The organism is Pseudomonas sp. DW-iso17, from assembly GCF_058725345.1.
On record NZ_JBZXEA010000032.1, the window covers coordinates 310,938 to 333,743 of the forward strand.

A 22,806-nucleotide genomic window follows, 5' to 3' on the forward strand; every position below is an offset into this window, starting at 1 on the left:
CAGTGCGTTTGACCTAAACACGTGTTGTATAGCATTGAACAGGTCACTCGTTAACTATACGTACCCGGCTTGAATTGCAGTGATCAAGGCAAGCGGCCATCATTGTTGGCCGCTACGAGCCATTCTTCGTATGCCGTTCGGATTTAAAGGGTGTAAGAAATGTTTAGGCGTCTCATGGACTTGAGCAAGCGGTTGCGCAAGGATTTTGCTGCTGTAGCGGTCTCCAAGGAACAGGTTCTGCACTCGATGGAGGTGGACCCTCAGGCAGGACCCGTCGGGAGTTTGCCCGCGAATGTGCTGGACTACTGGCACAGAGCGTTGATTGCCGATGATTTGGGTGGCCTCCAAGCCACCGATGTCCGCATCCCGGTGACAAATTTCGCGGGGCTGGCCTGGCCCAACTTCAATCTCGGTTTCGGCAAGCGTCGGGCGCTGGCACTGGGCATTCTCACTGAGCGTGCCGCAGAGGCCCGGCGAAAACAGCAGGCGCAGGCGCTTGAGGCCTCAGAGGACGACGCAGAGGGTGCGCAGGAGGCGGACGAGCCGGATGACGATCCGCGTATTCCTATGGCGCTGGTGTTCCATCAAACCACCTCATCAAGCGAAGAGGTCCAGGTCACGTGGCCCGACCCGGATAAAAAGCCTGCGCCGGGCGCGAAAAAAAACCGCCTCAAGCCCGACCGGCTGAATATCGCGTTCTGGTTTCCTTTCGACCTGAACGACAAAAACCAAATATGCCTACCACGCGACCCCAACGATTGCCGGCCGCGTGTGGTCCGCCAATGGCTTGAACCGCAGCCATTGATGGCGGCCAACGACCTGCCGCCGGCCATTGGCCACTTCGATTGCTATCGCGACGAGCTCAAGCTATTTCTCGCGACGTTGAGCCAAAGCGCCAATTTGAGCAGTTATATCGACGCCTGTTTTGCCTTGTTCGCCCGCGTTCAAGCGGATGGGGTTGAGACGGGAATGGCGCCGATCACGGGGCAATGGGTTGCGGTGCCGCGACAGCCTGGCTATGCAACACGTGCGCTCGCCAACGTGTATGAAGCGATCCCCAATGCGCCGTCCATCGGCGCACTGGAGCAGCTTATAGGCGCCGGACGACACCGTTCGGCTGTCCAGGCAGGCGGCATGGCAGCGCCGCAGGTGACGATGCGGCACGTGGCCATGGTCGATAAGGCCACACACCTCGACAAGCCAGACGTCAATCGCGGCGCAGACCCTTTGAACGAATCGCAGCGCCGCGCATTGCACGCCCTCGGCCGGTTGGGTGAGCAGGTCGGGGTGGTTGCAGTCAGTGGGCCGCCGGGCACAGGGAAGACGGCCATGCTGCGTGCGATGATCGCCAACCAATGGGTGTTGGCGGCTTACGATAACCGCAAACATTGCCCCGTCACGTTTGTGTGCGGGGCGACCAACCAGAGTGTCGAGAATGTGATGGGCACGTTCAATGGTGCCGTAGGCAGGAAGCATGCCCTGGCACGTCGTTGGTTGGACCCTACGGGCAAGCCACTATTGGGTTTCACCGCCAGCGCACCGTCCAAGGCCAAGGGGAAAACCCATCGCAGCAAGTTCACCACGCTTGAAATCCGGCAAAAGCAGTTGCGCATCTTGGGCGTCGGGACCTCCAGCCTCAAGCAATCATACGAAGATGGTGTTGCGGCAGCCCTTGCTTTGGCGCGGCACTTTGAAAATGCCTTCCGCGAGCTGCCAGAGTTGTTCAATGCGTTGTTTAGCGTTGAGCAGAAACATCAGGTCAGTGATGCCACGCGTTTTATCTATCTCATGCAGAAGAGTGCTTCGACAACGCCTACGGCGTCGACCCTCTGCGAGCACTTGAACACGCTGACCCAGGTATTGCACAGTGGGTTGGCCTCGGCAATCGAGCGTCAGGCTGACATCGACGCGTTGATCGAGCCCGGTGAATTGGCTGCGCGCTTTCCCAGTGAGGCATGGGCATCTTCCTGGGCCATCGACATCGTCGCGGATTTGCGCGTGGCCGCAACCCCCGAGGCGCGCCAGGCGCAGCAGCAGAAATTGCTGGACGTGGTGTGGCGGCCGATTATTTTCCAGTTGGCCGCGCGTTACTGGGAGACGCGTTGGCTGGCCAGTGTGATCGCAACCCCCGAGCCTGGCAGCCGAAGGAACGCACTCAGGCACGCAGCCATGCTGTTTCCGTGCATTGTCGCCACCTTGCATAGCGCTCCACGGTTACTGGGAGAGGGCCGTAGGCCGCTGTTCGCGTTCCTGGATTTGTTGATTATCGATGAGGCGGGGCAGGCTGCGCCGGAGCTGGGTGTGCCGGTGCTTAGCCTGGCTAAAAAAGCCGTGGTGGTCGGCGATATGAAGCAGCTCTCCCCCGTGTCTTCGGTAACACCCGAGGTCGATACGCGCCAGGTGCAGGACCGTTGGGCCGATCCGTCGTCTTTGGGCGCCTTGCTCGTGCGTGGCGCGGACTCCGCCACGGGTTCAATCATGAAGCTTGCCGCAACCGGGGCATCGTTTGCCGAGGCCATGCCGGACGGACGGCTACGGGACGGGCTGCTCCTGCGGGAGCACTACCGTTGTGCAGAGTCGATCATCAATGTGTGTATTGATTTGCTGTACCACGATCACGACCGTGATGCCGAGGGCAGTTTGCTCTGCAAAGAGTTGGAGCCCAAAGTGCCTAACCCGCTGGCAGGGCTGTTCGCGGATGCCGAGTTGCCCTTGCTCGAGGGCGAAGCTGAAATGCAGTTGCGCAAACGCATGAAGGCAACGTTCCCGCTACCGCCGCTCGGGTTCTATCAGACCGGTGGCCCGAACGATGAGCCCTGCAAAGGCGACTCATGGTCCAACCCTGGAGAAGCCAAGGCCATCGTGGACTGGCTTAAAGAGCACGGACCGCGCCTGGCGAAGTGGGCCGCCAGGCTCGAAGGCCACCCGGAGCAGCCGATAGGGTTGGAAAAACTTGTCGCGGTCGTCACGCCATTTCGAGGCCAGGTCGAAGCGATAAAGCGTCGGGTGCGCGAAGAACTCGATCCTGATGACGCTGACCTGAGTGAGCGTTTGACCATCGGCACGGTTCATACCCTTCAAGGAGCGGAGAAACCTGTGGTGTTATTCAGTGCCGTGAATCGGGAAAGCCGCGCCAGCCGTCGAACTGATACCAATCATCGTGAGCGGGTGTTTATCGATCGTGACGATGGGCGCCTGCTCAACGTAGCGATCAGTCGTGCGCAGAAAAGCTTCATTATGTTTGGCCATTCCGATCTGTTTTTTTCCCAGCAGGCGATGGACCCGAACAATGATTTGCCTTCGGCTGTGGTAGGACGATGCTTGGCCGGTGTGCGTGAGCCAGTGCATGAGCGGCTCACCTGCGCCCCGCGGGTGCCAGCGTGCAAGCTCGGTCCCGCTACGCTTATGGTTGTCGAATCCTTGCACAAGGCGAAAATCATTCAAGAACTGGTACCTGGCGGTACTCAGGTGTTCGGCTGTGGCGGTCATATTCGTGATCTCCCAGGCCCCGGTGCGATCAGTTGGCGTGATGGGCTCAAACCGCACTGGCAATTGAGCGAGCGCGAGGGCAGTGACCTGGCGGCGTCCCTACGCAATACCGGCAGCCGTTTACTGCAATGCACTGAACTGGTGTTGGGGACGGACGATGATGCCCAAGGCGAAGCGATCGCCTGGCACATGATCCAAGTACTCAAGGAAGCACCGTGGTTCATGCATATCCAGAGGGTGCGCCGGGTAAGGTTTCATGCATTGACCACCCCCGAAATGGCCCGATCATTTGAGGAGGGTCGGTGTGTACAGGTCGAGGGCGCTACCGCCGACGAGCGAGCTGGCAGCGCTTGCCGGGCCTTGAATATGGGCTTGGCATATGGAGCCATTGCCCAGCGGGTGCTGGACAACCTCATCGGCTCGGTCTACATGCGTCACGGTATTGTCGGAGGCGGACGGGTCAAGGGGCCCTTGCTCAGGGTACTGGCGGGCCATGGTGACTCCCCAGGGTTGCCCGGTAAACGGTTGGGTGTCGCGATAAACCTGAAAGTGAACGATACCCTCGTGCCGGCTCGCTTGATGGTGCGGCGCGGCAGCGAAGCCTGGCGCGCGTGGGGCAGTGACCGCACAGAGAACGTTCATACCTTGATCGGCCAACTGAGCGACGCGGTGGTTTCATCGACACCTTGCCTGCTCGAGCATGAGGACTTGCTGCTGGCACCTGCTCAAAGCCTGGGCACTAACCTGGTCCTGCAAGAGGCGTTCAGGCGATTTGGCTGGATGCCGTCGAGCACCATGAGCACGTTGCAAAAACTGTATGAGATGCGCGAGGGGCAGGACGAGCCCGAGTCAGCACCGAACGACAATGGTTGGGCTGCATTGGATGCGCAGGGGCGCCTGTTCCTGACCGAGTCCGGACGGCGCCAGGCAGATAAGGTGCTGAACAACCCTTGGCTGAACACAATCAGCGCCAATGCGCTGTTGATGGCCTTTGATGATGCGCTGACTCACCTGTCCCAATTGCCCGATGCAGGGGAGGCGGACTACCTTGCGTTCGTGCACACCTGGGCGGCGCAGTTTGATGATCAGTGCGGCGCGCATCCGGTTGCGGGCCCTTATGCACCAACGGTCGATGCACAAGGCGCTGAGGTCGCACTGTTTTCCCTGCAGCCCGCCGTCGAGCTGAATACGTGGCGCGCGCCTGCCGGTTCTCCTCCACCCGCTGTGGCCGAGCAGCACGACGATGATCCCGTGCCTGGCGCGCAAACCCACCCGGTTTCGGGCGGCGGCCGCAGCGGTGCCCACGGAGCACTGGTGCCTCTGGACATCAGCCTGGAGGGCGACAGCCCCAAGATGGCCGCGCTTACCCCGAGGCAGCGGCAACTTTACGACCTGATGTCCAAACTGATGTTGGCCTCTTCCCTGCGAGATGGACAGTTTCAGACTGTACGCCGGATTTACCCTCTGACGTGGCCGGGTAAACCGGCTATCCGGCAGGTTGAAATTGGTGTCGAGGTGATAACAGGCAAACCGGGCCGCTACCCAGGTTGGTTTGCGCTGGACCCCGATGGCCTGCACCAGCACACGCGCAATTGGGCGTCGGCAGAGATGGAAGCAGTGCTCGATGAGCAAAGCCCTCGCTTGCAAGTGATAGTGCAAGACCACGGCATGCGCACCCGCTCGCTGCTTGAGCCGACAGTCGATCATTTATTGGCGTGGATGCAAGCGCGTGGACATGGTAGGCCCTCGACATTCGGCAAGCACATCGATGATCTGGTACGTGGCAATACGTCGACCACGCGCGCGGAGGGCACTGCCGATGAATAGCAGTTTTGCCGCCATGGCCCTGATGCGAAACGCTTATGAGGCCGCGTTGCGCGACCCCTCGGACGCCGTTGCCCAAGCAGCGTTCGTCGCTGCGCACCAAGCGCAACAGCATACGTTCGTTGACTCATTCGACGTCGCGGGCATTACCTACCCGCGTACTGATGGGCACACACTGAGTGAGCGTGAAGCGCGCGAGGTGATTTCCAGAATCCTGTCCAACCCGGCGTACAGCGTATCGGACCTGCGGCCCAGCGTCATTGAAGCGGCCTACCCGCTACAGGCAGACGTGCTGCGTGCGGAAATCGAAGCCACGGTCGCGTTGGCCAATAAAATCAATGGGCTCGAATGGCGCACCGATGCGCTCGATGCGAGCACCAAGCAAGCGATGCGTGAACTGCTACGCATGCCCACCTTGGCGGGCGGCTACAAAATAATTTCCCAGGTCAAGTCCGCGGCCAACGCCCAGGTGTTGAATATCTATCGTGGCTACGATGCCGATCACTTGATCCCCGACAAGGCACTGCGAGGGTCACTGCACAGGGGGCAGTCTTTAAGCCTTGACCAGAGCTACGCGACGTTTATGCAGGATTCACAGAACAGAGGATCGCAGCATAAATTTGTGACGGACGCCCAGAAACACACACGCAAACGGCTGCGCGGCGATCCGACACTGCCCGCGAAAAACCCAACGACTGGCGAGTACCTGGAGCATGTGCTTGAGTGGATGACCCATGTCTACACCACCGCGGATCTGGGGGTGGATGTGGCCGTCAGGAACAGTGGCCTTGCCAACTCGGATGAATTCAAACGTTTCAACGTCAAAGGTTTTGCCTTGGCGCAGGCAGGGTTCATGACGTGGAATGAACGCAAAAGTGTCGGCCGCGCTGTCGCCATGGTGCTCCTGATTGAGGCGCGTGAGTTCTACACGGCGGCCGGCTGGCCAATGGACAGGGAGTTGCCTTTGTTCTACGACGTACCTTCTACAGTGACCCAACAACCGGTGCCTGTGACATGAGCGACAACATAAACCCATCACCCGCCCATGGCGCCCGGCGCTACCAGCTTGCCGACCTGACAATGGCCGCCGGGGTGCCCTGGTTTGCCGTGCACGTGTCGGACGAAAGCGGTCATACATCGTCCTGGATTATCAGGGGGGAACTGGGCGGTGAGCATTTACGCCTGCAACCACAGGTTTGGGTTCCAGATGCCATCCAGGCCATCGTCAGTGATAGCGACGGCCAAGTCTGGGCGATCACTAGCGAAGATGAGCTGATCACCAACACCAGCCTTGGACAGGTGGCTGGATGGCGGCAGGTTACGCCCCATCCACAGCTCAACGCGCGCGATAAGTGGTACTCCCGCACACTGGGTTATGTGACCACGGATGGCCAGAACGTCGAGCTTGCTGAATGCCTGTGTTGGGCGAACGATGGCTTGTTGATCGGTACGTTCAGCCGCCGGTTGTATCGTTGGACATCGGGCGATGTTGCTCGCCTTGAACACGACGATCATGTTGTCGGAACGCTGGGTGGTGTCAACAACATGGTCCAGACGCAAGACGCAATATACGCGCTGGGGTATGCGGGCCTGATCCTGCGTCGGCCGGTGGGCGAGACTTGGCAGCGAATTGATGGACCATGGCCGACTGAGGCCGGCGCGTTCATCAATATGATTGCCGGTGTCGAAGGTCCTAGAGGGGAATTGTGGGCCATTGTGGCGGGCGGTTCGGTCGTCAGCGTTGCGGGTGACGTGACCCGCACCATTGCACAAATACCCGGTGAGCCTCTGGGCATCACCCGGTTCCAGCGCCAGTGGTTCGTGTCGACCCTCGACGGTTGCTACGAACTACCGGGGGATGGTGACACGCTCCTGATCAAGCGCGATATTTTGATGGGTAAATCGATTGATGCCGGGAACTGCCTGATTGCCGTAGATGCCGAGCCACAACACGCCGATCATGCACAGGTCCACCTGTGGTTGCGCACCAGAAACCGCGATGCTTGGCTGCGCCCAATCATTTGCCGGGCCTGATTGAGGCGTTAAGGCGCAAGCGCGAGGGGATACGGGCTTGCTTTCGAGGCGCAAGCCCGTGGTTTAACCTTGAGCTAGCCGGTTGCAGGTTATTCACTTTGCTGCTTATCGGCCATCCCAACCTGGGTAGCACCCAGCCCAGGCCATCGATACACCCGGCCAAGTGATGGATGAGCCCATCGAAGGCATAAGGGGGGCTGCGGTCCTTTTGGACGCGTTTCAGTGGCAGTACGACCCGGCTGATGTAGCAATCCACTGGAAGTGAATGGAGCTCCATGGTTTGTGGAAAGGCAGAAATGATCAGCCGAACAGCCTGCCAGACGACGCCTAAAGACTGTCAGGGTCGCCAAAAAACATCTGAATCCGCGACCTCAACCACCGCTCCCCCGGGTCATTATCCTGCGAACCCCGCCAAGCCATATGCAGCTCAAACGAGCGCACCGGCAACGGCGGGTCTTCGGCACGCAACCCACCCGCCGAGGTCAGCGCTTCCGCTGCATAATCCGGCACGGTGGCCAGAATGTCCGTACCTGCCAGCAAGGTACCCAAGCCATTGAACTGCGGCACCGCGAGCACAACGTGGCGCTTGCGGCCGAGTTTTTCCAGCTCTTCATCGATAAACCCGCTCAAGTCGCCGGCAAAGGACACCAGCGCGTGGGGCCGTGAGCAGAAGTCATCCAGGCTCAGCGAGCCCGGTACGCTGTCGGCGCGCAGCAGTTTGGGCAGGCTGCGGCGCAGTACCTTGCGTTTGGCGTTGGCGGGCAGGTCGGCGGTGTAGCTGACGCCGATGGAGATTTCGCCGGAGGCGAGCAGGCTGGGCATCAGGATGTAGTTGACGCGGCGTACCACCAGCACGATGCCGGGGGCTTCGGAACGCAGGCGTTTGAGCAGTTGCGGGAGCAGGGCGAATTCCACGTCGTCGGACAGGCCAATGCGAAACACGGCGGTGCTGGTGGCCGGGTCGAATTCGGCGGCGCGGCTGACGGCGGTGGAGATCGAGTCCAGGGCCGGGGAGAGCAGGGCGAAGATTTCCACGGCGCGGGCCGAGGGTTCCATGCTGCGCCCGGTGCGCACGAACAGGGGGTCATCGAACAACCCGCGCAGGCGTGACAACGCTGCGCTGATGGCCGGCTGGCCGAGGAACAATTTCTCGGCGGCGCGGGTCACACTGCGCTCATGCATCAAGGTTTCGAATACGATCAAGAGGTTAAGGTCGACACGACGCAGGTCGTTACGGTTCATCTTGTGTCCTGGAAGAGTCAGCAAACTTGATGTGAGCGGTCATGTAGCAACCCCTGAGGTTCGATTCAGAGGGATGACCGGCATGAATCTTACGGGGAAAGGCTGGTACTCTGCACCGGCTAATTGATTTTTCCTACGATAGTTGAGGGGTGTTCCTCCTTCGCGGAATCAATGACAGGCATGTCGACTATTAATGGTGACCGGTGGTCTTACCCCCAAAGCCCAGATAAAGTTCATGGCATTAGAGGTTACTTTGACGAGGTTTGCGATGTCCCGCACGATCCGTTTTCACAAGTTTGGTCCGGCCGAGGTGCTCAAATGCGAAGAGCATGCGGCCGCGCAGCCCGCACCGGGCGAAGTGCAGGTGCGTGTCGACGCGATCGGCATCAGTTGGTACGACATCCTGTGGCGCCAGAACCTGGCGTCTTCCCATGCACGCCTGCCTTCTGGCCTGGGCCATGAGATGGCCGGGGTTGTGGTTGCCCTCGGCGACGGCGTGGATGACTTGGCGGTGGGCGATAAAGTGGCCAGTTTTCCGGCCGAAAGCCCCAATGATTACCCGGTGTATGGCGAGCAGATCGTCCTGCCCCGTTCGGCCCTGACCCGTTATCCGGATGTTTTGAGTCCGATTGAAGCGAGCGTGCACTACACGCCACTGCTGATTGCGTACTTTGCCTACATGGACCTGGCGCGGGTCAAACCCGGCCAGTTCGCTTTGGTGACCGATGCCAGCCACTGTGCCGGCCCTTCGTTTGTGCAGTTGGGCAAGGCCCTGGGTGTGCGGGTGATTGCCGCCACCAAAGACAGTGCTGAACGTGAATACCTGCTGTCCCTCGGGGCAGAAAAAGTCATCGTGACCGAAGAACAAGACCTGCTGATGCAGATCAACAAGTTCACCGACAACCGGGGCGTCGACGTAGTGTTTGATGGCCTGGGTGGCCCGCAGATGTCGCTGCTCGGAGACGTCCTGGCGCCGCGCGGCAGCCTGGTGCTGTATGGCCTGCAAGGTGGCAACCAGACGCCATTCCCGGCCTGTGCGGCGTTCCAGAAGAACATTCAGTTCTTTGTGCACTGTATCGGCAACTTCACCGGCAAGCCGGAGTTGGGCATTATCCAGGATCACGTGGCGTTGCAGCGCGCGTTGCGCGATATCAACCAGCTGACAGCCGACCGGGTGCTTGTCCCACTGAAGACTACGGTATTTCCATTCAGTCAGTTCGTCGAAGCGCACCGATACATGGACGAATGCCCGTGCCGCGAACGGGTGGCGTTGCAGGTTGAAGCTGTTTGAGCTGTAGGAGTATTCGCAAATGAATACGCTGGCGCCTGAGCTGATGAGGCAAATGCGCCATTTGACAGGGCTTAACCCGCACCGGGGTTGAGCCGCCGCAGGGGCGTTCTGCCCCGTAAACAATACTGTTATTGCCTTGCGCCGCCCTGAAATCCAGTGCGGCGCTTGTGTGTGGGCGTCATTTAAGTTGGGCAGGCACGTCATCTGAGCTGCTTTTTGACGCTGTTCTGTATCTGTTAATCATTATTTGAGTGCCGATAATTGAGTCTTCATTGTCATCTCAAGGATTGAGCCATGATTGATTACACGGCAGTTGCGTCACGCACCTTCAGAACTAACGAGGCTCGGATTGTTTTTCCCGGCAAGTGCAAAACGAATACCCTTTTGCTTTACGCGTACCCAAGGTGCGCAGGTGATTAATATTTGTCGGACAATTCTCTAATTGCTTAGTTAAAACAGTGTAGGACGTTGTCGGAACATTCCTAAGGCTAATAGCTATTTCGCTAGAGCCCGCGCAGGCGCTGGATTCTCCGGCGGGGTGGCCATAGGCCCCCTCAATGCTCTCACCTGCGCTTTTGTTGCAAGGTGCTAATGTTGACTCAAACTTGTGCTGCGCACTGGATGACAAGCCTACAGATGTAATAAGTCGAGCAACGCTGTTTGGTAGTTGCTTGAAACTGATATTTCAACTCGGGTAGTAGAACGATGAGCACTATTCATGAACAAGCCATGAGCTATGTTTACCAGCAAGTTCTGCAACGTTTAATCGGGCACTTTACGCGTGCCGAACGAACGTCACTTCAATTGCTCGTTCAGCGCATCGTGGTGGCCGCAGGCGGCATGGAACAAGTGGGCAATTACAAAGTACTGATCGCCCACGGTGGCGGCGAAGTGAGCAGCTACACCCTCGCGTTGCTGCGTGCGGCGCAACTGACCATTGCCGGCCGCTCGCCCAAGACTTTTCAGATACGGGTGGCAACATTGCGGCATGCGGGTATGACTCAAGCAACGCTCGACTGCCTGAATCAGGGCTACGCAGCGCTGTTCTTCCATGACGACCCACGGGTAGAGCTGTTGATGGTGGAAAACCATGAGGTGCTGCCGTTCAACCATCAGCGCCCGGCGTCCAGTGCCGCTCGGGAAATCAGCCAGCGTAACAAACTGATGATTGGGCACCTGACGTCCGGCGATATCCGCGCCGCCCTGTGCGATGACACGCTCCTGGCCCTGGGCGATTTCTACCAGCGGGTCGCTACCTGGAACGGCGGCGTGCATGCCCTGGTCAGCGGTGATTCAGTGCGCAAGCAAAGCCAATACATCGCGTGGCTGAAAAAAAATGCGCTGGCGACCGGCCTTGCATTTGCGCCCGGCAAGCCATCGTCGCTCAATGGGTGGTTTGCACGCATGGAGGAATGGAGCGTGGGGTGCTACCGCGACCTCTATGGCGAGCACTATGCCGGCAACGAAAGTCCGGGCCGGGGCGGGCATCGTCATTTGGCCTATATCGGCATCGCTGATCTGCTCAAGGACGCCGATGTCGCCCATGCGCCACTGCTCACCGGGTTCCTCGCCTACAAACGGGACCCGTTCGAGTTCCATTTCAGCCATCCCGCCTATCCCAACCCATTGCTCATGGCGCATTTGCACGGCGTGCAGGCCCAGTGTCTGCGTGAGCTGTCCTACGAACATGGCGTCGCGGGGTTTGTTCGGCGTGCGGCAGACTTCCTGCACCGCAGGCAAGTACCGGTCGCGCTGATCAAAGAAGCGTCAGGGCCAGAGGGGCAGTTGCTGTCCACCGCCTACATTCAGGAGTTCTCCGGCCTGGACGACAGCCAGTTGACGTGCCTGTTGTTTGCGCCCTTCGTTCAACATGGCGAACGGTTGGAGAGCTTCTTGCGTCAATGCCATCCCGGCATGCTGGTGGCACTTCCTGAACTGCACAAGGCACTACAGGGCAAACCCGCTGCGGACATCCTGCACCAGTGGCTAGTGGATACCAGTGGGCTGCCGCTGCCGCTGTTGCAGCACCTGTATCGTAAGCGCCCGCTGCTGGGAGGGCGCGGCATGCGGGTATGCAAACAAACGCTGGCGCGGCCCAAGGTGCGCATCGCCCAAGTGTCGGGGCGTTAGCAGCGTGTATTCGCCAATCAAAGCCGGTGATCAACAATGAACCTTCGGGGGGAGCGGCAAGTAGACTTTGCCTATCAGGCGGTGTACCGCTACATGATCAATCTGATCAACGAAGTCAGCCGGGAAACGCCAGTGAAACTGCCTTCCCTGCGGCAGTTATCGACGCGCATGAATGTGTCGATCTCGACGATTCAGTACGCCTATTCGTTGCTGGAAAAGGAAGGACGAGTGTACTCGGTGGCCAAGTCCGGCTACTTCGCCTGGCCCGTGGCTGCAAACGCGCCCCTTATGGCAGGTACAGACTTGCTCGAGCGTTTGTACACGGCCGCCCGGCGCCCGGCGATGGTGGTGCTCAGTGGCGATGAACCGGCGCTGTTGGGGTCGCTGGATGGCGCGTTGCTGGCGCTGGAGCGTCAACTGGTACGCCGGTATCCCCATCACCTGCAACCTTCGCAACCCTGTGGTGTGTGGGAGTTGCGCGCCGCCTTGGCCGCACGCTATACCTCGTCGCCCACCCGTTGTTGGCAAGCGGATGAGGTGTATGTGGGGGCCGACCTTCAAGGCGTATTGGACATCCTGATTGATGCCCTGGGCCTTAAAGGCACCGTGGTGGTGGTTGAATCTCCCTGCGATTACCTGGTGTTGCGCCTGCTACAGGCCGCAGGTGTGCGGGTCATTGAATGGCCTTGGCGCGCCGACGGCCGCCCCGATTTGGCCACTTTTGAGCACCTGCTGCGCCATGAGCCGGTGCACTTGGTGCTGCTCTCGTCCGTGGTCAGCATGCCCTCGGGGAACGCCATGACCGAGCCCGAGCGGCTGCACGTAGCGCGTCTGCTAGACCAGCACGGCTGCTGGTTGCTGGAGAACGATACCTTTGGTGACCTGAGCTTTGCGCCGCCCGGATCGGCCTTGCGCGGCCTGGTCAACCCAGAGCGGCTGATTGTGTTTTCTTCGTTCGAAAAGGTGTTGGGCCCGGAGGCGCCCTTTGGTTACCTGCTGGCGCAGCAGATGAGCAGTGAATTGCAGCGCCAATTCCTGCTGCGTTCGTTTCGACTGTCCGCTATCCGACAACGCGCCATTGCCCGGCTTTATGAAAGTGGGCGGTTTGACCTGCACCTGCAGACGCTGCGTCAGCGCCTCCACGAGCAGGCCCATGCCATGAGTCACCGCTTGGATGTGCGTCTGCAAGGGCGGGTGTATTACCGCATGCCCGTGGCCGGGGCGAGTTTCTGGTTGCAGTCGACGGCGCCGGTGGACATGCGCCTGGTGTTTCAGCGCATGCTCGCCCAGCAGGTGGTGATTGCCCCGGGCGAGTTGTTCAGCCTCAGTGGTTTGCACCACCAGCATATGCGCTTGAGCCATACCTTCAGTGGCCACCCCAACCTGGACATCGCCCTGGATACGCTGGCGCAGTCACTACGGCAGGCGCAGACTGAGTAGGAGCGAGCTTGCTCGCGAAAAACGACAACGATAACGCGCGCTGCCTGAATAGACGCGGCGCCTGTGCGTTTTTCGCGAGCAAGCTCGCTCCTACAACTATCCAATGTGGGAGCTGGCTTGAACTGCGATAGGCATAGGTATCTATACAATTTTGTAGGTTGTAGCAGCCAACGGTAACCACGATGCGAAGCGAGCCGCTCTTGATCTGCTTTTGATCTTTATCTCAGGCGCCCCGTTAAACCACGCTGGCCGGAATTCGACAGGGATTTGGGGGGTAAACCGGCAGGGATGCCGGTTTAGCCGCCCCGCGCCATGGATGGCGCGTGGCGGCGGCCCCCCAAATCACTGGCGGATTACGGGCACACCGAGCCTAAGCGAGGTGCCGAGTGGTGGGGCAAGAGCGTTTTGCTTACTTTTGCGCTTTTCAAAAGTGAGCCGCCGTCAGGGCGGAACCCTAAGTAGCCTTAACCGCAGGAATGGATATGTACACGGTCCAACTGTGTTGACTGTCAGGCCGCCTTCGCAGGCAAGCCAGCTCCCACATTGAGATCTCGGCGCGTCAGTTAGATCAGCGCCGTCTGCAGGGCCGTCACGGGAGCAAGCTCCCTCGCCACAGGTCCAGCGTCGCACCAAAATTGTGTAGATACCGATGCAGCGATAGGGGGCTGACGGCCAATCAGGCTGTCAGGCCGAGTGCATATCCTCACCTCAATTATCCGAAATTTCTCTTCAGGCTGTCGGATCGATACCGTCGCGCAGTAGTCCAAGTCCCAGTAAACTGTCATTTTTTCCGAATCCTTCTTTTCGAGGTTTATGCATGACTATCAGTCCTTTTGCGGGCAAACCGGCGCCAGCCCAGTTGCTGGTGGATATCCCGCGACTGGTCACGGCCTACTACACCGGCCAGCCTGATGCAGCGATCTCCACTCAGCGTGTGGCTTTTGGTACTTCCGGGCACCGCGGTAGCTCGTTTGAACTGAGTTTCAACGAGTGGCATGTGCTGGCTATCAGCCAGGCCATCTGCCTGTACCGCGAAGCGCAGGGCATCACTGGCCCTTTGTTTGTCGGCCTGGATACCCATGCATTGTCGACGCCAGCCGGTGCCAGCGCCTTGGAAGTACTGGCGGCCAACGGCGTGCATGTGATGCTGGCCGAGGGCGACGAGTACACGCCGACGCCGGCGATTTCCCACGCCATCATCTGCTACAACCGCGGCCGTACCAGCGGCCTGGCGGACGGCATTGTGATTACACCGTCCCACAATCCGCCGCAAAGTGGCGGCTACAAGTACAACCCGCCTAACGGTGGCCCGGCTGATACTCATGTCACCAAGTGGATCGAAGCCAAGGCCAACGAACTGCTCGCCAACAAGCTGGCCGGGGTCAAGCGCATCACTCACGCCCAGGCGCTCAAGGCCGACACCACCCATCGCCATGACTACCTCAACAGCTATGTGGCCGACCTGATCAATGTGATCGACATGGACGCGATCCGCAGCGCCGACCTGCGCTTGGGCGTGGACCCACTGGGCGGAGCAGGGGTGCGCTACTGGTCGGCGATTGCCGAGCACTACCGCTTGAACCTGGAGGTGGTGAATACCGAGGTCGACGCAACCTTCCGCTTCATGAGCGTCGACTGGGACGGCCAGATTCGCATGGACCCGTCTTCCAGCTACGCCATGCAAAGTCTGATCGGGCTCAAGGAGCGTTTCGACGTTGCCTTCGCCTGCGACCCGGACCACGACCGCCACGGCATTGTCACGCCTTCCGGAGGTTTACTGGCGCCCAACAACTACCTGGCGGTGTCCATCGACTACCTGTTCCAGAACCGTCCGGACTGGCGCGCCGATGCAGCCGTAGGCAAGACCGTGGTGAGCAGCGGCCTGATCGACCGCGTCGCAGCGCGTATTGGTCGCCGCCTGTACGAAGTGCCAGTGGGCTTCAAATGGTTTGCCGATGGCTTGTTTGAAGGGTCGTTGGGGTTTGGCGGCGAAGAAAGCGCCGGTGCCTCGTTCCTGCGCAAGGACGGCAGCGTGTGGAGCACCGACAAGGACGGCCTTATCCCGGCCTTACTGGCCGCCGAAATGACCTCGCGCAAAGGCCAGGACCCCAGCCAGATCTACCGCGGCCTGACCAATGCCCTCGGTGAGCCGTTCGCTATCCGTGTGGATGCCAAAGCCACTCCAGCGCAAAAAGCCCTACTGGGCAAACTGTCGCCGGAGCAGGTCACGTCCACGCAATTGGCCGGGGAGACCATTCAGCAGATCCTCAGCCATGCGCCGGGCAACAACCAGGCGATTGGCGGCTTGAAAGTCATGACCGAAAACGGCTGGTTTGCCGCACGGCCCTCGGGCACTGAGGACATCTACAAGATCTACGCCGAGAGTTTCGTTGGCGAAGAGCACCTCAAGCAACTGGTGGAGGAGGCGCAGGTGTTGGTTGATGGTGCAATCAGCCAATAACTGACACTCATGCGGTAGAAGTGTGGGAGGGAGCAAGCCGCCTCCCACATTAGATAGCAACGAGAGTTGAGATCAGGCCAGGTCCACCAGCACGATTTCGCTGTCCTCAATCGCCGTTACCCGCAATACCTGTTCATCCTCAACCGCCACACCATCTCGCGCCTTTGCCTGCACGCCATTGACGTCAATCACGCCCGTGGCGGGCACCAGGTACGCCCGGCGGCCACTGTCCAGCCGGTACTCCGCACTTTCTCCAGCTTTCAGGTTAGCTGCCACCAAGCGTGCATCCGCACGAATTCGCAAGCTTTCACTGTCGCCAGCCTTGCCGCTGGCCAGGGTTACAAAGCCCTCGCGGTTGCCCTGTGGAAACGGTTTGGCGCCCCAGGACGGCGGCAAGCCAGCCTCATTGGGAATGATCCAGATCTGAAAGATCTTGGTTGGCGTAGCCTCCAGGTTGTACTCGCTGTGGGCAATGCCGGTGCCTGCGCTCATTACTTGCACGTCGCCGGCTTCGGTGCGGCCTTTGTTACCCAGGTTGTCGGCATGGCTGATGGCCCCTTCGCGCACATAGGTGATGATTTCCATGTCGCGGTGCGGGTGCTGGGGAAAGCCGCTGCCGGGGGCGATGATGTCGTCGTTCCATACCCGCAAGTTGCCCCAGTGCATGCGCTGGGGGTCGTGGTATTCGGCAAAGGAAAAGTGGTGATGAGCGTCAAGCCAGCCATGGTGGGCGCCGCCCAGTGTGTTGAAAGGTCGAAGTTCAAGCATGATCGTCTCCTGTTGATGAACCTATCATCCAGCAGCGCATGATCGAGAAAAAGCGTAAAAAATGCCTGTTTATGATTCATTTATTCGATGTTTAACCCCGGTGTTCACTTTCACTTCATCGCCTAACTGCATGACAACAAAGCATTTGGCTGGAACTGAGCGGCGTTTCCGGCGACCATGACGGCTTGGTCAAAACAAGCTCACCGCAGGAGTCCGCGTGTCGCAACAACAGCCTGATCTACCCCCCGAACTGCGCCCCTTGGCTGAAATGCCGTTGTTGAAGCGGCTTGCCGCGCGCCTGTTCGGCCATGGCCTCACCCGTTTGCGTGCGCAGCATCGATTTTCCTGGTTGCATGGCCAGGCCGACGGCTTTCGCAGTGGGCATGAGGCGGGCGTTGAGTACGGTTACCGTGAGGGTAGGGCTGATGGCATCGAGGAGGGCCGACAAGTCCTGCTGATTCGTGACTTTCGCCCCGATGAGCACCGTGCGCCAGGCATAGATGACAGCCTGTTCGACGATTGGCGATTGCCGCTCACCGCAGAGGTGAAGAAGCGCATGAAGGCCGATGTCGCGCGCCTGCTGCCAGCCCATGCGCAGCCAAGCGCGGCGCAATGGAAGATGATCTTCAGCGACACCCCCTCGACCTCAGTGATTGCGGGGGCCGGCGCTGGCAAGTCGACGTCCCTGGTGCTGCGCATCCTGCTGCTCAGCCATTACCTGGGCTTTGAACTGAGTTCGATGACTGTGGTGACGTTCACCCGCGAGTCGCGCAAGGACTTTATCAACAAACTCATGGAAATTCTCAACCTGTGGGGCCAACCCCTTGGCAGCAAGGAAGCCCAGGCGCTGGTGCGCACCTTTCATTCGCGCATCCTGCCGATGGTGCGCAGCCTGCCGGGTTTTGAGCGGCTGCAGGCCTTTGAGAACCTCAGCGGTGGTTTTGAAGACGCCGACAGCAACGCCTTCGACCTGCGTATCAGTGACGCCCAGCGCCAGCAGATGAACGCTTGTTATCACCGCTTGTATGGCCGCCATCAGCGTTTTCGCGAGTTGATTGCACCCTTGGCCCGCCATAGCCTTCAGCTCAAGGAGCTGGAGCGCGATCATCCTGACGTGCAAAAGCGTATGGCCGTGACTGAATTGGCCGCCAAGCGCGATGAAGAACTCTGTGATGTGATTGAGGACCTGTGGTTTCGCGCCGGTGCCTGGCCGATCAAAGGTATCGAACCCAGCCGTCAGACCTTTGAAATCAACGGCGCGCGATTTCATTGCCACGGCTACATCCCGGAGCTGGACGCCTGGGTGGTACTGGGGTTCGATGGGCGTGAAAACCCGCAGATCAGTCGGCCGAGTTCGAAACTCTCGGTGCGTGCAGAATGGGCAGTAAAGCGCACGTTGTTTCAAGCTTTCTGTAATAAGCCACTGATATGGCTGGATAATTACGAATCTTCAAAGCGCCTTTTGAGCAGTCTGGGCGGCGATGCCACGGCCGGGCCAGGCTTCGATTACAAGGTTAAAGGCGAACTCGCCTCGGCGCCCCTGTTGGACAGTTTTGTCATGGCAGCCGGGTTTATCGAGAACCTCGGCCTGGATGTCCCCACGGCGGTTGGCCAGATGAGTTTTGCCAAGGACGACCCGGATCGGCTGTTCTTCGAGGCCCTGAGCATTTTCTGGAAGGCGCTGGAAGATCACCTGCTGGAACAATCGCCGCCGATCATGACCTACAACCGGATGTTCTCGCTGTTTGGCGAAAACACCCCGGAGAACCTCAAGCTGCTGAGTGATCCCTTGTTGCGGCCGATGTCGCACTTGATGATCGATGAATTCCAGGACGTATCGCCGCAGATCGTGTCCTGGATCCGCGCCAGCCTGCGCGAAATCCGCAGCCGTGGGCCGGCCATGCACGTCGGGCGCGCAGCCCAACGCTCATCCTTGCTGTGCGTGGGGGATGACTGGCAATCCATCTATGGCTGGCGCGGCAGCTCGCCCAAGTACTTCATGGAGTTCAACAAGGAGTTTGTTTCGCCCAGCACCACCCGCGTGATGCTGGGCGAGAACTACCGCAGCCACCAGCACATCATCGACGCTGCCGAACATATCGTCCGTAGCGCGCCGGCCATCCCGGGCAAGAAGGCCAAGGCCAGTGGCGAGCCCAAGGTATTGGTGCCCGTCACGGTGTTGGAGCGTGACGACGCGGCACTGGGGCAGCGGTTGCTCGAGCACTATCAGCGGGGCGATTCGATCCTGATGCTTTATCGAAAAAGTAGCGATAAGTTATTGATTCAAGAGCATATTCAGTCTGTAGTTAATGTGGATTCTAGCTCGGCGCCTCAGGCGCGCAGGCTTAAACAGCTGACTTATCACAGTGCCAAGGGCTTGCAGGCGGATGCGGTGTTCTTGCTGGGCGATTGTCAGCATGTCACCAGCTCGCCGTACAAGAATCAGGTCTATCGCATGGCGGGCTTGGGTAAGGATGGCGACAGTGAGCCTTATGACAATGCCCAGAGAGACGAGGTGTTGCGCCTGGCCTATGTGGGGATCACCCGGGCGGTCAGCCATTGCTATTGGTATGTGGAGAAGCCGGAAGGCCAAGGCGTGAATGTGCCCAGGGCGTCTGAGCGGGTGGATGGCAGGAAGGTGTTTTTTGATGATCAGCGTGCGCCGAAGGGGGCTGGCTGACCTGCGATAAGAGCCCGACAGCCGACGCGTCTCTACCTGACAACACGGGATCGAACATGTGGGAGCTGGCTTGCCTGCGATGGCGGCCTGACAGCAGACGCCTATCTACCTGACACTCCACGATCCAACTGTGAGAGCGGGCTTGCTCGCGAAGGCGGCCTGACAGGCGACACAGTTGGAACGGGGCGCCTGAGATCAAAAGCAGATCAAGAGCGACTCGCTTCGCATCGTGGTTACCGTCAGAGTGGGGCGGTTAGCCCCGCCTCACGCCCGCAACGAAACCGGCGGCACGAAACTCTCCAATTCATCCTCCACGGCCTCGATGATGCGCTCCACATCAGCCGCGTTCATCACCGTAGCGCACGGAATCCCCGCGATAGCGATCAACGTCTCGCCGCTGGCCCGGTCGAACAGGCGGGCGATCATGCTGCCGGGGGCGTCCATGCTGCCCTCGAAGCCCATGGGGTGAAAATGCCAGCGCATCAGCTGGCAGGCGTTGGGAAATGTCACTTTGTTCATGTTGCCCACCTTGTTCATTGAGCGCTTCCTTTAGCTCGCGGCAGGGGCCAGGACCTTCGCTGGTCATGACATCTAGGGCTTAAAAATAGCATTCGTTCGCAACTGCAAGGTGACTTTTTTGCGCCCGTTCGGCGGTTCTTTCGCCTGGTTTTGATATAGATCATGTCCTACAGAGGAATAGGCAAAAGGCCATTAGTCAGGCGCTCGATTTGACCATTGAAGGGGCGGGAAAACTTCGGCACTCTCAAACATTTTCTCCCGTCGTAGAGCCCAATATGCCCGACATCGCCCCAGACGATGAGTGCCAGAATTCCCACGCTACCGGCCAGTTGGTGCTGCGCCATCACCTGTGCTGGCGTCATCGCGATCTGGACGGGGTGATGGCTTACTACCATCCCGAGATCCAGTACCACGATTTTTTCCAGAACCGTGTGGTGGGCTATGCCGAGTTGCGCGAGTACTTGCAAGCCAGCATGCCCCGTGAGGCGGATGAGGCCATTGAACACACTGACCGCATCCGCGCCGATGGCGATACGGCGTTTATCCAGTACCGCATCACCTTGCGTGGCGGCCAGGGCCTGGTGTCGTTTCGTACCAGTGAGGCCATTACGGTGCGCGACGGGTTGATCTGGCGGGTGAATGAATATGCGTCCTTGGTGCACGAGCAACCCGCCCAGGCCCTGCGCCCTACGGTCAGCCGCCTGGGCCTGTCGCCCCAGCAGTTGGGTTATATGGCCAATGACCTGCAACAATTTTTTGAGCGTCAGCAGCCGTATCTGGACCCGGAGCTGGATCTGCAGCGGGTCGCCAAGGCCTGTGGCTACAGTCGCAACCAGATGTCCTACCTGCTGAACCAAGTGCTGGGGCAGAGCTTCTATCGCTACGTCAACCAAGCGCGACTCCAGCATTTACTGGCCGCGCTGGATCACGCCACCGCGCCGGTCAAAGTTGATGAGTTGGCCTTTGCGGCCGGTTTCAATTCACTCTCGGCGTTTTACAGCGCTTTTCGCCAGCACACCGGGCAATCGCCCAAGGCGTACCTCAAACAAATTTCCCTGCGTGCACGCGCGCAAGACAGCCCCTGACACTGCACTCTAGGATCGGCCCTATCGAACCGAGGTAGGGGAAGCTGGCATGCCGGCATGGCGCAATATCAGTTTATGGATGGACCAGTTGGACGACCCGCTGTTAGCGCGTCCATCGCTGGAGCACGACCTGGACGTCAATGTGGCGATTATCGGCGCCGGCTACACCGGCCTGTGGACCGCCTATTACCTGAAGCGCCAGGCCCCCGAGCTGAAAATCGCGATCATCGAGGCACAGACCGCTGGGTTTGGCGCATCCGGTCGCAATGGTGGCTGGTTGATGGGCAACCTCTTGGGGGAAGACCGACTGCTGGCTGAGCTTGCCCCTCAGCACCGGCGCGCTTCGTTTGACCTGCTGCACGGTATCCCTGATGAAGTGGCCCAGGTGCTGGCCCGCGAAGGCATTGACTGCGACTACCGCAAAGGCGGCGCCTTGTATTGCGCCGCACGCTACCCCGAGCAGGAAGTCAGCCTGCGCCGCTATCTGGACAAGCTGTACGCCCAGGGCCTCACCGAAGACGACTACCGCTGGCTCAGCCCGCAGCAATTGGCCGAGCAGGTCCGCATTGCCAAGCCTTATGGCGGCATCTATGCCCCCCACGTCGCGACGATCAACCCGGCAAAGCTGGTGCGTGGCCTGGCGCGGGCGGTTGAGAACCTGGGCGTGACCATTTACGAAAACAGCCCCGTGACCCATTGGCAGTCCGGCGGCCTGCGCACCGCCAAGGCCAGCGTGCGCGCCGCCTGGGTGGTGCCTGCTGTCGAGGGTTACGCCAATACCTTGCCCCCATTGGGCCGCTACCAGTTACCGGTGCAGAGTTTGATCGTCGCCACCGAACCGCTGCCGGCCAGCACCTGGGCAGACATCGGGCTCAGTCAGGGTCAGGCCTTTGGCGAGAGCAGCCGACAGGTCACCTACGGCCAGCGTACGGCCGACAATCGTCTGGTCTTCGGCGCCCGTGGTGGCTATCAATTTGCCGGCAAGTTGCGGCACAACTTCGACCTGACCGACAGCGAAGTGGAGTTGCGTCGCTACCTGTTTGGCGAACTCTTCCCACAGCTGAAAAAGGCCAGGATTACCCATTCCTGGGGCGGCAACCTCGGCATGTCGCGCCGTTTTCGTCCGCACATGCTCTGTGACCACGCCACGGGCATCGCACTGTCCGGCGGCTATGGCGGGGAGGGCGTGGGCGCCACCCACCTCGGCGGCCGCACCCTGGCCGATTTGATCCTCGGCCGCGACACCTTGCTGACCCAACAACCCTGGGTGATTCGCGAAGGCGGCCTCAAAGCACTCAAGGCCTGGGAGCCGGAGCCGTGCCGCTGGCTGGGTTACAACGCGATCATTCGTAGTTTTGTCCATGAAGACCAGGTCTTGGCCAACTCCAACACTGCGCCCTGGCGCCGCAAGCTGGCAACCGGCGTTGCCGGTTTCATGGAAGGCTTCATGCACTGACTCGTTCCACCCACAGGGGAAAACCCATGAGCATCATGCAATTCAAAGACACGCTGAACACCCCACTGCCAGATTCATCACCGGTGGCGGTGCCCCTGGGCGCGCCCATCGCCGTGGCCTCCACCTTGAGCGTGGAGCGCAACGATGGCGTCGAGACCGGCATCTGGGCCTGCACCCCGGGGCGCTGGCGTCGGCAGATCACGTCCCAGGAGTTTTGCCATTTCATCCAGGGGCGCTGCACCTTCACGCCCGACGACGGGGAAACCCTGCACATACAAGCCGGTGACGCACTGATGTTGCCAGCCAATAGCACCGGTATCTGGGATATCCAGGAAACCGTGCGCAAGACCTATGTCCTGATTCTGTAACGCTTTGATCCTTGATCGC

Annotated in this window: 14 protein-coding genes; 11 read left to right on the top strand and 3 right to left on the bottom strand. The window is 59.8% G+C overall.

Annotation, left to right across the window (positions count from 1 at the left end):
• The first annotated feature begins 159 nt into the window (after window positions 1-159).
• From AC4PS6_RS19580 to AC4PS6_RS19590, 3 genes are read left to right on the top strand one after another with little or no spacing between them, the layout of a single operon-like run.
• Window positions 160-5,316, top strand: a complete 5,157-nt coding sequence (locus AC4PS6_RS19580) for an AAA domain-containing protein (protein WP_492180927.1) — start codon at window positions 160-162, stop codon at window positions 5,314-5,316.
• The gene (locus AC4PS6_RS19585; protein WP_336826484.1) at window positions 5,258-6,331 is read left to right on the top strand and encodes a hypothetical protein; all 1,074 of its coding nucleotides are present in this window, start codon (window positions 5,258-5,260) and stop codon (window positions 6,329-6,331) included. The genes AC4PS6_RS19580 and AC4PS6_RS19585 overlap by 59 nt, the downstream gene beginning before the upstream one ends.
• Window positions 6,328-7,347: a hypothetical protein gene (locus tag AC4PS6_RS19590; RefSeq protein WP_336826486.1), complete on the top strand. Its 1,020-nt coding sequence runs from the start codon at window positions 6,328-6,330 to the stop codon at window positions 7,345-7,347. Before AC4PS6_RS19585 ends, AC4PS6_RS19590 begins: the two co-directional genes overlap by 4 nt.
• A gap of 327 nt (window positions 7,348-7,674) precedes the next feature.
• On the opposite strand, the gene AC4PS6_RS19595 is transcribed toward AC4PS6_RS19590, so the two are convergent.
• Window positions 7,675-8,589 (bottom strand): LysR family transcriptional regulator, encoded by a 915-nt coding sequence (locus AC4PS6_RS19595; RefSeq protein ID WP_032903409.1) that lies wholly within the window; start codon window positions 8,587-8,589, stop codon window positions 7,675-7,677.
• A 268-nt stretch (window positions 8,590-8,857) separates the two neighbouring features.
• On the opposite strand from AC4PS6_RS19595, the gene AC4PS6_RS19600 reads away from it, so the two are divergent.
• The 4 genes from AC4PS6_RS19600 to pgm all read left to right on the top strand — a co-directional run bounded on the left by AC4PS6_RS19600 (window position 8,858) and on the right by pgm (window position 15,911).
• Window positions 8,858-9,880 (top strand): zinc-dependent alcohol dehydrogenase family protein, encoded by a 1,023-nt coding sequence (locus AC4PS6_RS19600; protein ID WP_014718390.1) that lies wholly within the window; start codon window positions 8,858-8,860, stop codon window positions 9,878-9,880.
• Between the two features lie 705 nt (window positions 9,881-10,585).
• On the top strand, window positions 10,586-12,010 hold the full coding sequence (locus tag AC4PS6_RS19605) for a hypothetical protein (RefSeq protein ID WP_172832665.1): 1,425 nt from the start codon (window positions 10,586-10,588) through the stop codon (window positions 12,008-12,010).
• Window positions 12,011-12,046: 36 nt separating this feature from the next.
• Complete coding sequence (locus AC4PS6_RS19610; protein WP_198833145.1) at window positions 12,047-13,450, top strand: aminotransferase-like domain-containing protein; 1,404 nt, start codon at window positions 12,047-12,049, stop codon at window positions 13,448-13,450.
• An 817-nt stretch (window positions 13,451-14,267) separates the two neighbouring features.
• Window positions 14,268-15,911 (top strand): phosphoglucomutase (alpha-D-glucose-1,6-bisphosphate-dependent), encoded by a 1,644-nt coding sequence (pgm, locus tag AC4PS6_RS19615; protein ID WP_336826490.1) that lies wholly within the window; start codon window positions 14,268-14,270, stop codon window positions 15,909-15,911.
• Window positions 15,912-15,983: 72 nt separating this feature from the next.
• On the opposite strand, the gene AC4PS6_RS19620 is transcribed toward pgm, so the two are convergent.
• A complete protein-coding gene (locus tag AC4PS6_RS19620; RefSeq protein ID WP_014718393.1) occupies window positions 15,984-16,679 on the bottom strand; it encodes a pirin family protein in 696 nt (231 codons plus the stop codon).
• A 217-nt stretch (window positions 16,680-16,896) separates the two neighbouring features.
• Between AC4PS6_RS19620 and AC4PS6_RS19625 the strand changes: the two genes are divergently transcribed.
• Window positions 16,897-19,359: a UvrD-helicase domain-containing protein gene (locus tag AC4PS6_RS19625; protein WP_032903413.1), complete on the top strand. Its 2,463-nt coding sequence runs from the start codon at window positions 16,897-16,899 to the stop codon at window positions 19,357-19,359.
• Window positions 19,360-19,623: 264 nt separating this feature from the next.
• Here AC4PS6_RS19625 and AC4PS6_RS19630 read toward each other — a convergent pair whose 3' ends face one another.
• Window positions 19,624-19,896 carry a DUF1652 domain-containing protein gene (locus AC4PS6_RS19630; RefSeq protein WP_014718395.1) on the bottom strand — a complete coding sequence of 91 codons (273 nt, stop codon included), beginning with the start codon at window positions 19,894-19,896 and terminating at the stop codon, window positions 19,624-19,626.
• Between the two features lie 257 nt (window positions 19,897-20,153).
• Between AC4PS6_RS19630 and AC4PS6_RS19635 the strand changes: the two genes are divergently transcribed.
• From AC4PS6_RS19635 to AC4PS6_RS19645, 3 genes are read left to right on the top strand one after another with little or no spacing between them, the layout of a single operon-like run.
• Window positions 20,154-20,963: a helix-turn-helix domain-containing protein gene (locus AC4PS6_RS19635; RefSeq protein WP_198833142.1), complete on the top strand. Its 810-nt coding sequence runs from the start codon at window positions 20,154-20,156 to the stop codon at window positions 20,961-20,963.
• Between the two features lie 49 nt (window positions 20,964-21,012).
• Window positions 21,013-22,419, top strand: a complete 1,407-nt coding sequence (locus AC4PS6_RS19640) for an NAD(P)/FAD-dependent oxidoreductase (RefSeq protein WP_020301485.1) — start codon at window positions 21,013-21,015, stop codon at window positions 22,417-22,419.
• Between the two features lie 26 nt (window positions 22,420-22,445).
• Window positions 22,446-22,787 (top strand): cupin domain-containing protein, encoded by a 342-nt coding sequence (locus tag AC4PS6_RS19645; RefSeq protein ID WP_336826495.1) that lies wholly within the window; start codon window positions 22,446-22,448, stop codon window positions 22,785-22,787.
• Window positions 22,788-22,806: the final 19 nt, after the last annotated feature.

Coding starts and splice junctions, on each gene's coding strand:
- AC4PS6_RS19580 (WP_492180927.1), top strand. CDS start 160: ATGTTTAGGCGTCTCATGGACTTGAGCAAGCGGTTGCGCAAGGATTTT.
- AC4PS6_RS19585 (WP_336826484.1), top strand. CDS start 5,258: ATGATCTGGTACGTGGCAATACGTCGACCACGCGCGCGGAGGGCACTG.
- AC4PS6_RS19590 (WP_336826486.1), top strand. CDS start 6,328: ATGAGCGACAACATAAACCCATCACCCGCCCATGGCGCCCGGCGCTAC.
- AC4PS6_RS19595 (WP_032903409.1), bottom strand. CDS start 8,589: ATGAACCGTAACGACCTGCGTCGTGTCGACCTTAACCTCTTGATCGTA.
- AC4PS6_RS19600 (WP_014718390.1), top strand. CDS start 8,858: ATGTCCCGCACGATCCGTTTTCACAAGTTTGGTCCGGCCGAGGTGCTC.
- AC4PS6_RS19605 (WP_172832665.1), top strand. CDS start 10,586: ATGAGCACTATTCATGAACAAGCCATGAGCTATGTTTACCAGCAAGTT.
- AC4PS6_RS19610 (WP_198833145.1), top strand. CDS start 12,047: ATGAACCTTCGGGGGGAGCGGCAAGTAGACTTTGCCTATCAGGCGGTG.
- pgm (WP_336826490.1), top strand. CDS start 14,268: ATGACTATCAGTCCTTTTGCGGGCAAACCGGCGCCAGCCCAGTTGCTG.
- AC4PS6_RS19620 (WP_014718393.1), bottom strand. CDS start 16,679: ATGCTTGAACTTCGACCTTTCAACACACTGGGCGGCGCCCACCATGGC.
- AC4PS6_RS19630 (WP_014718395.1), bottom strand. CDS start 19,896: ATGAACAAGGTGGGCAACATGAACAAAGTGACATTTCCCAACGCCTGC.
- AC4PS6_RS19635 (WP_198833142.1), top strand. CDS start 20,154: ATGCCCGACATCGCCCCAGACGATGAGTGCCAGAATTCCCACGCTACC.
- AC4PS6_RS19640 (WP_020301485.1), top strand. CDS start 21,013: ATGCCGGCATGGCGCAATATCAGTTTATGGATGGACCAGTTGGACGAC.
- AC4PS6_RS19645 (WP_336826495.1), top strand. CDS start 22,446: ATGAGCATCATGCAATTCAAAGACACGCTGAACACCCCACTGCCAGAT.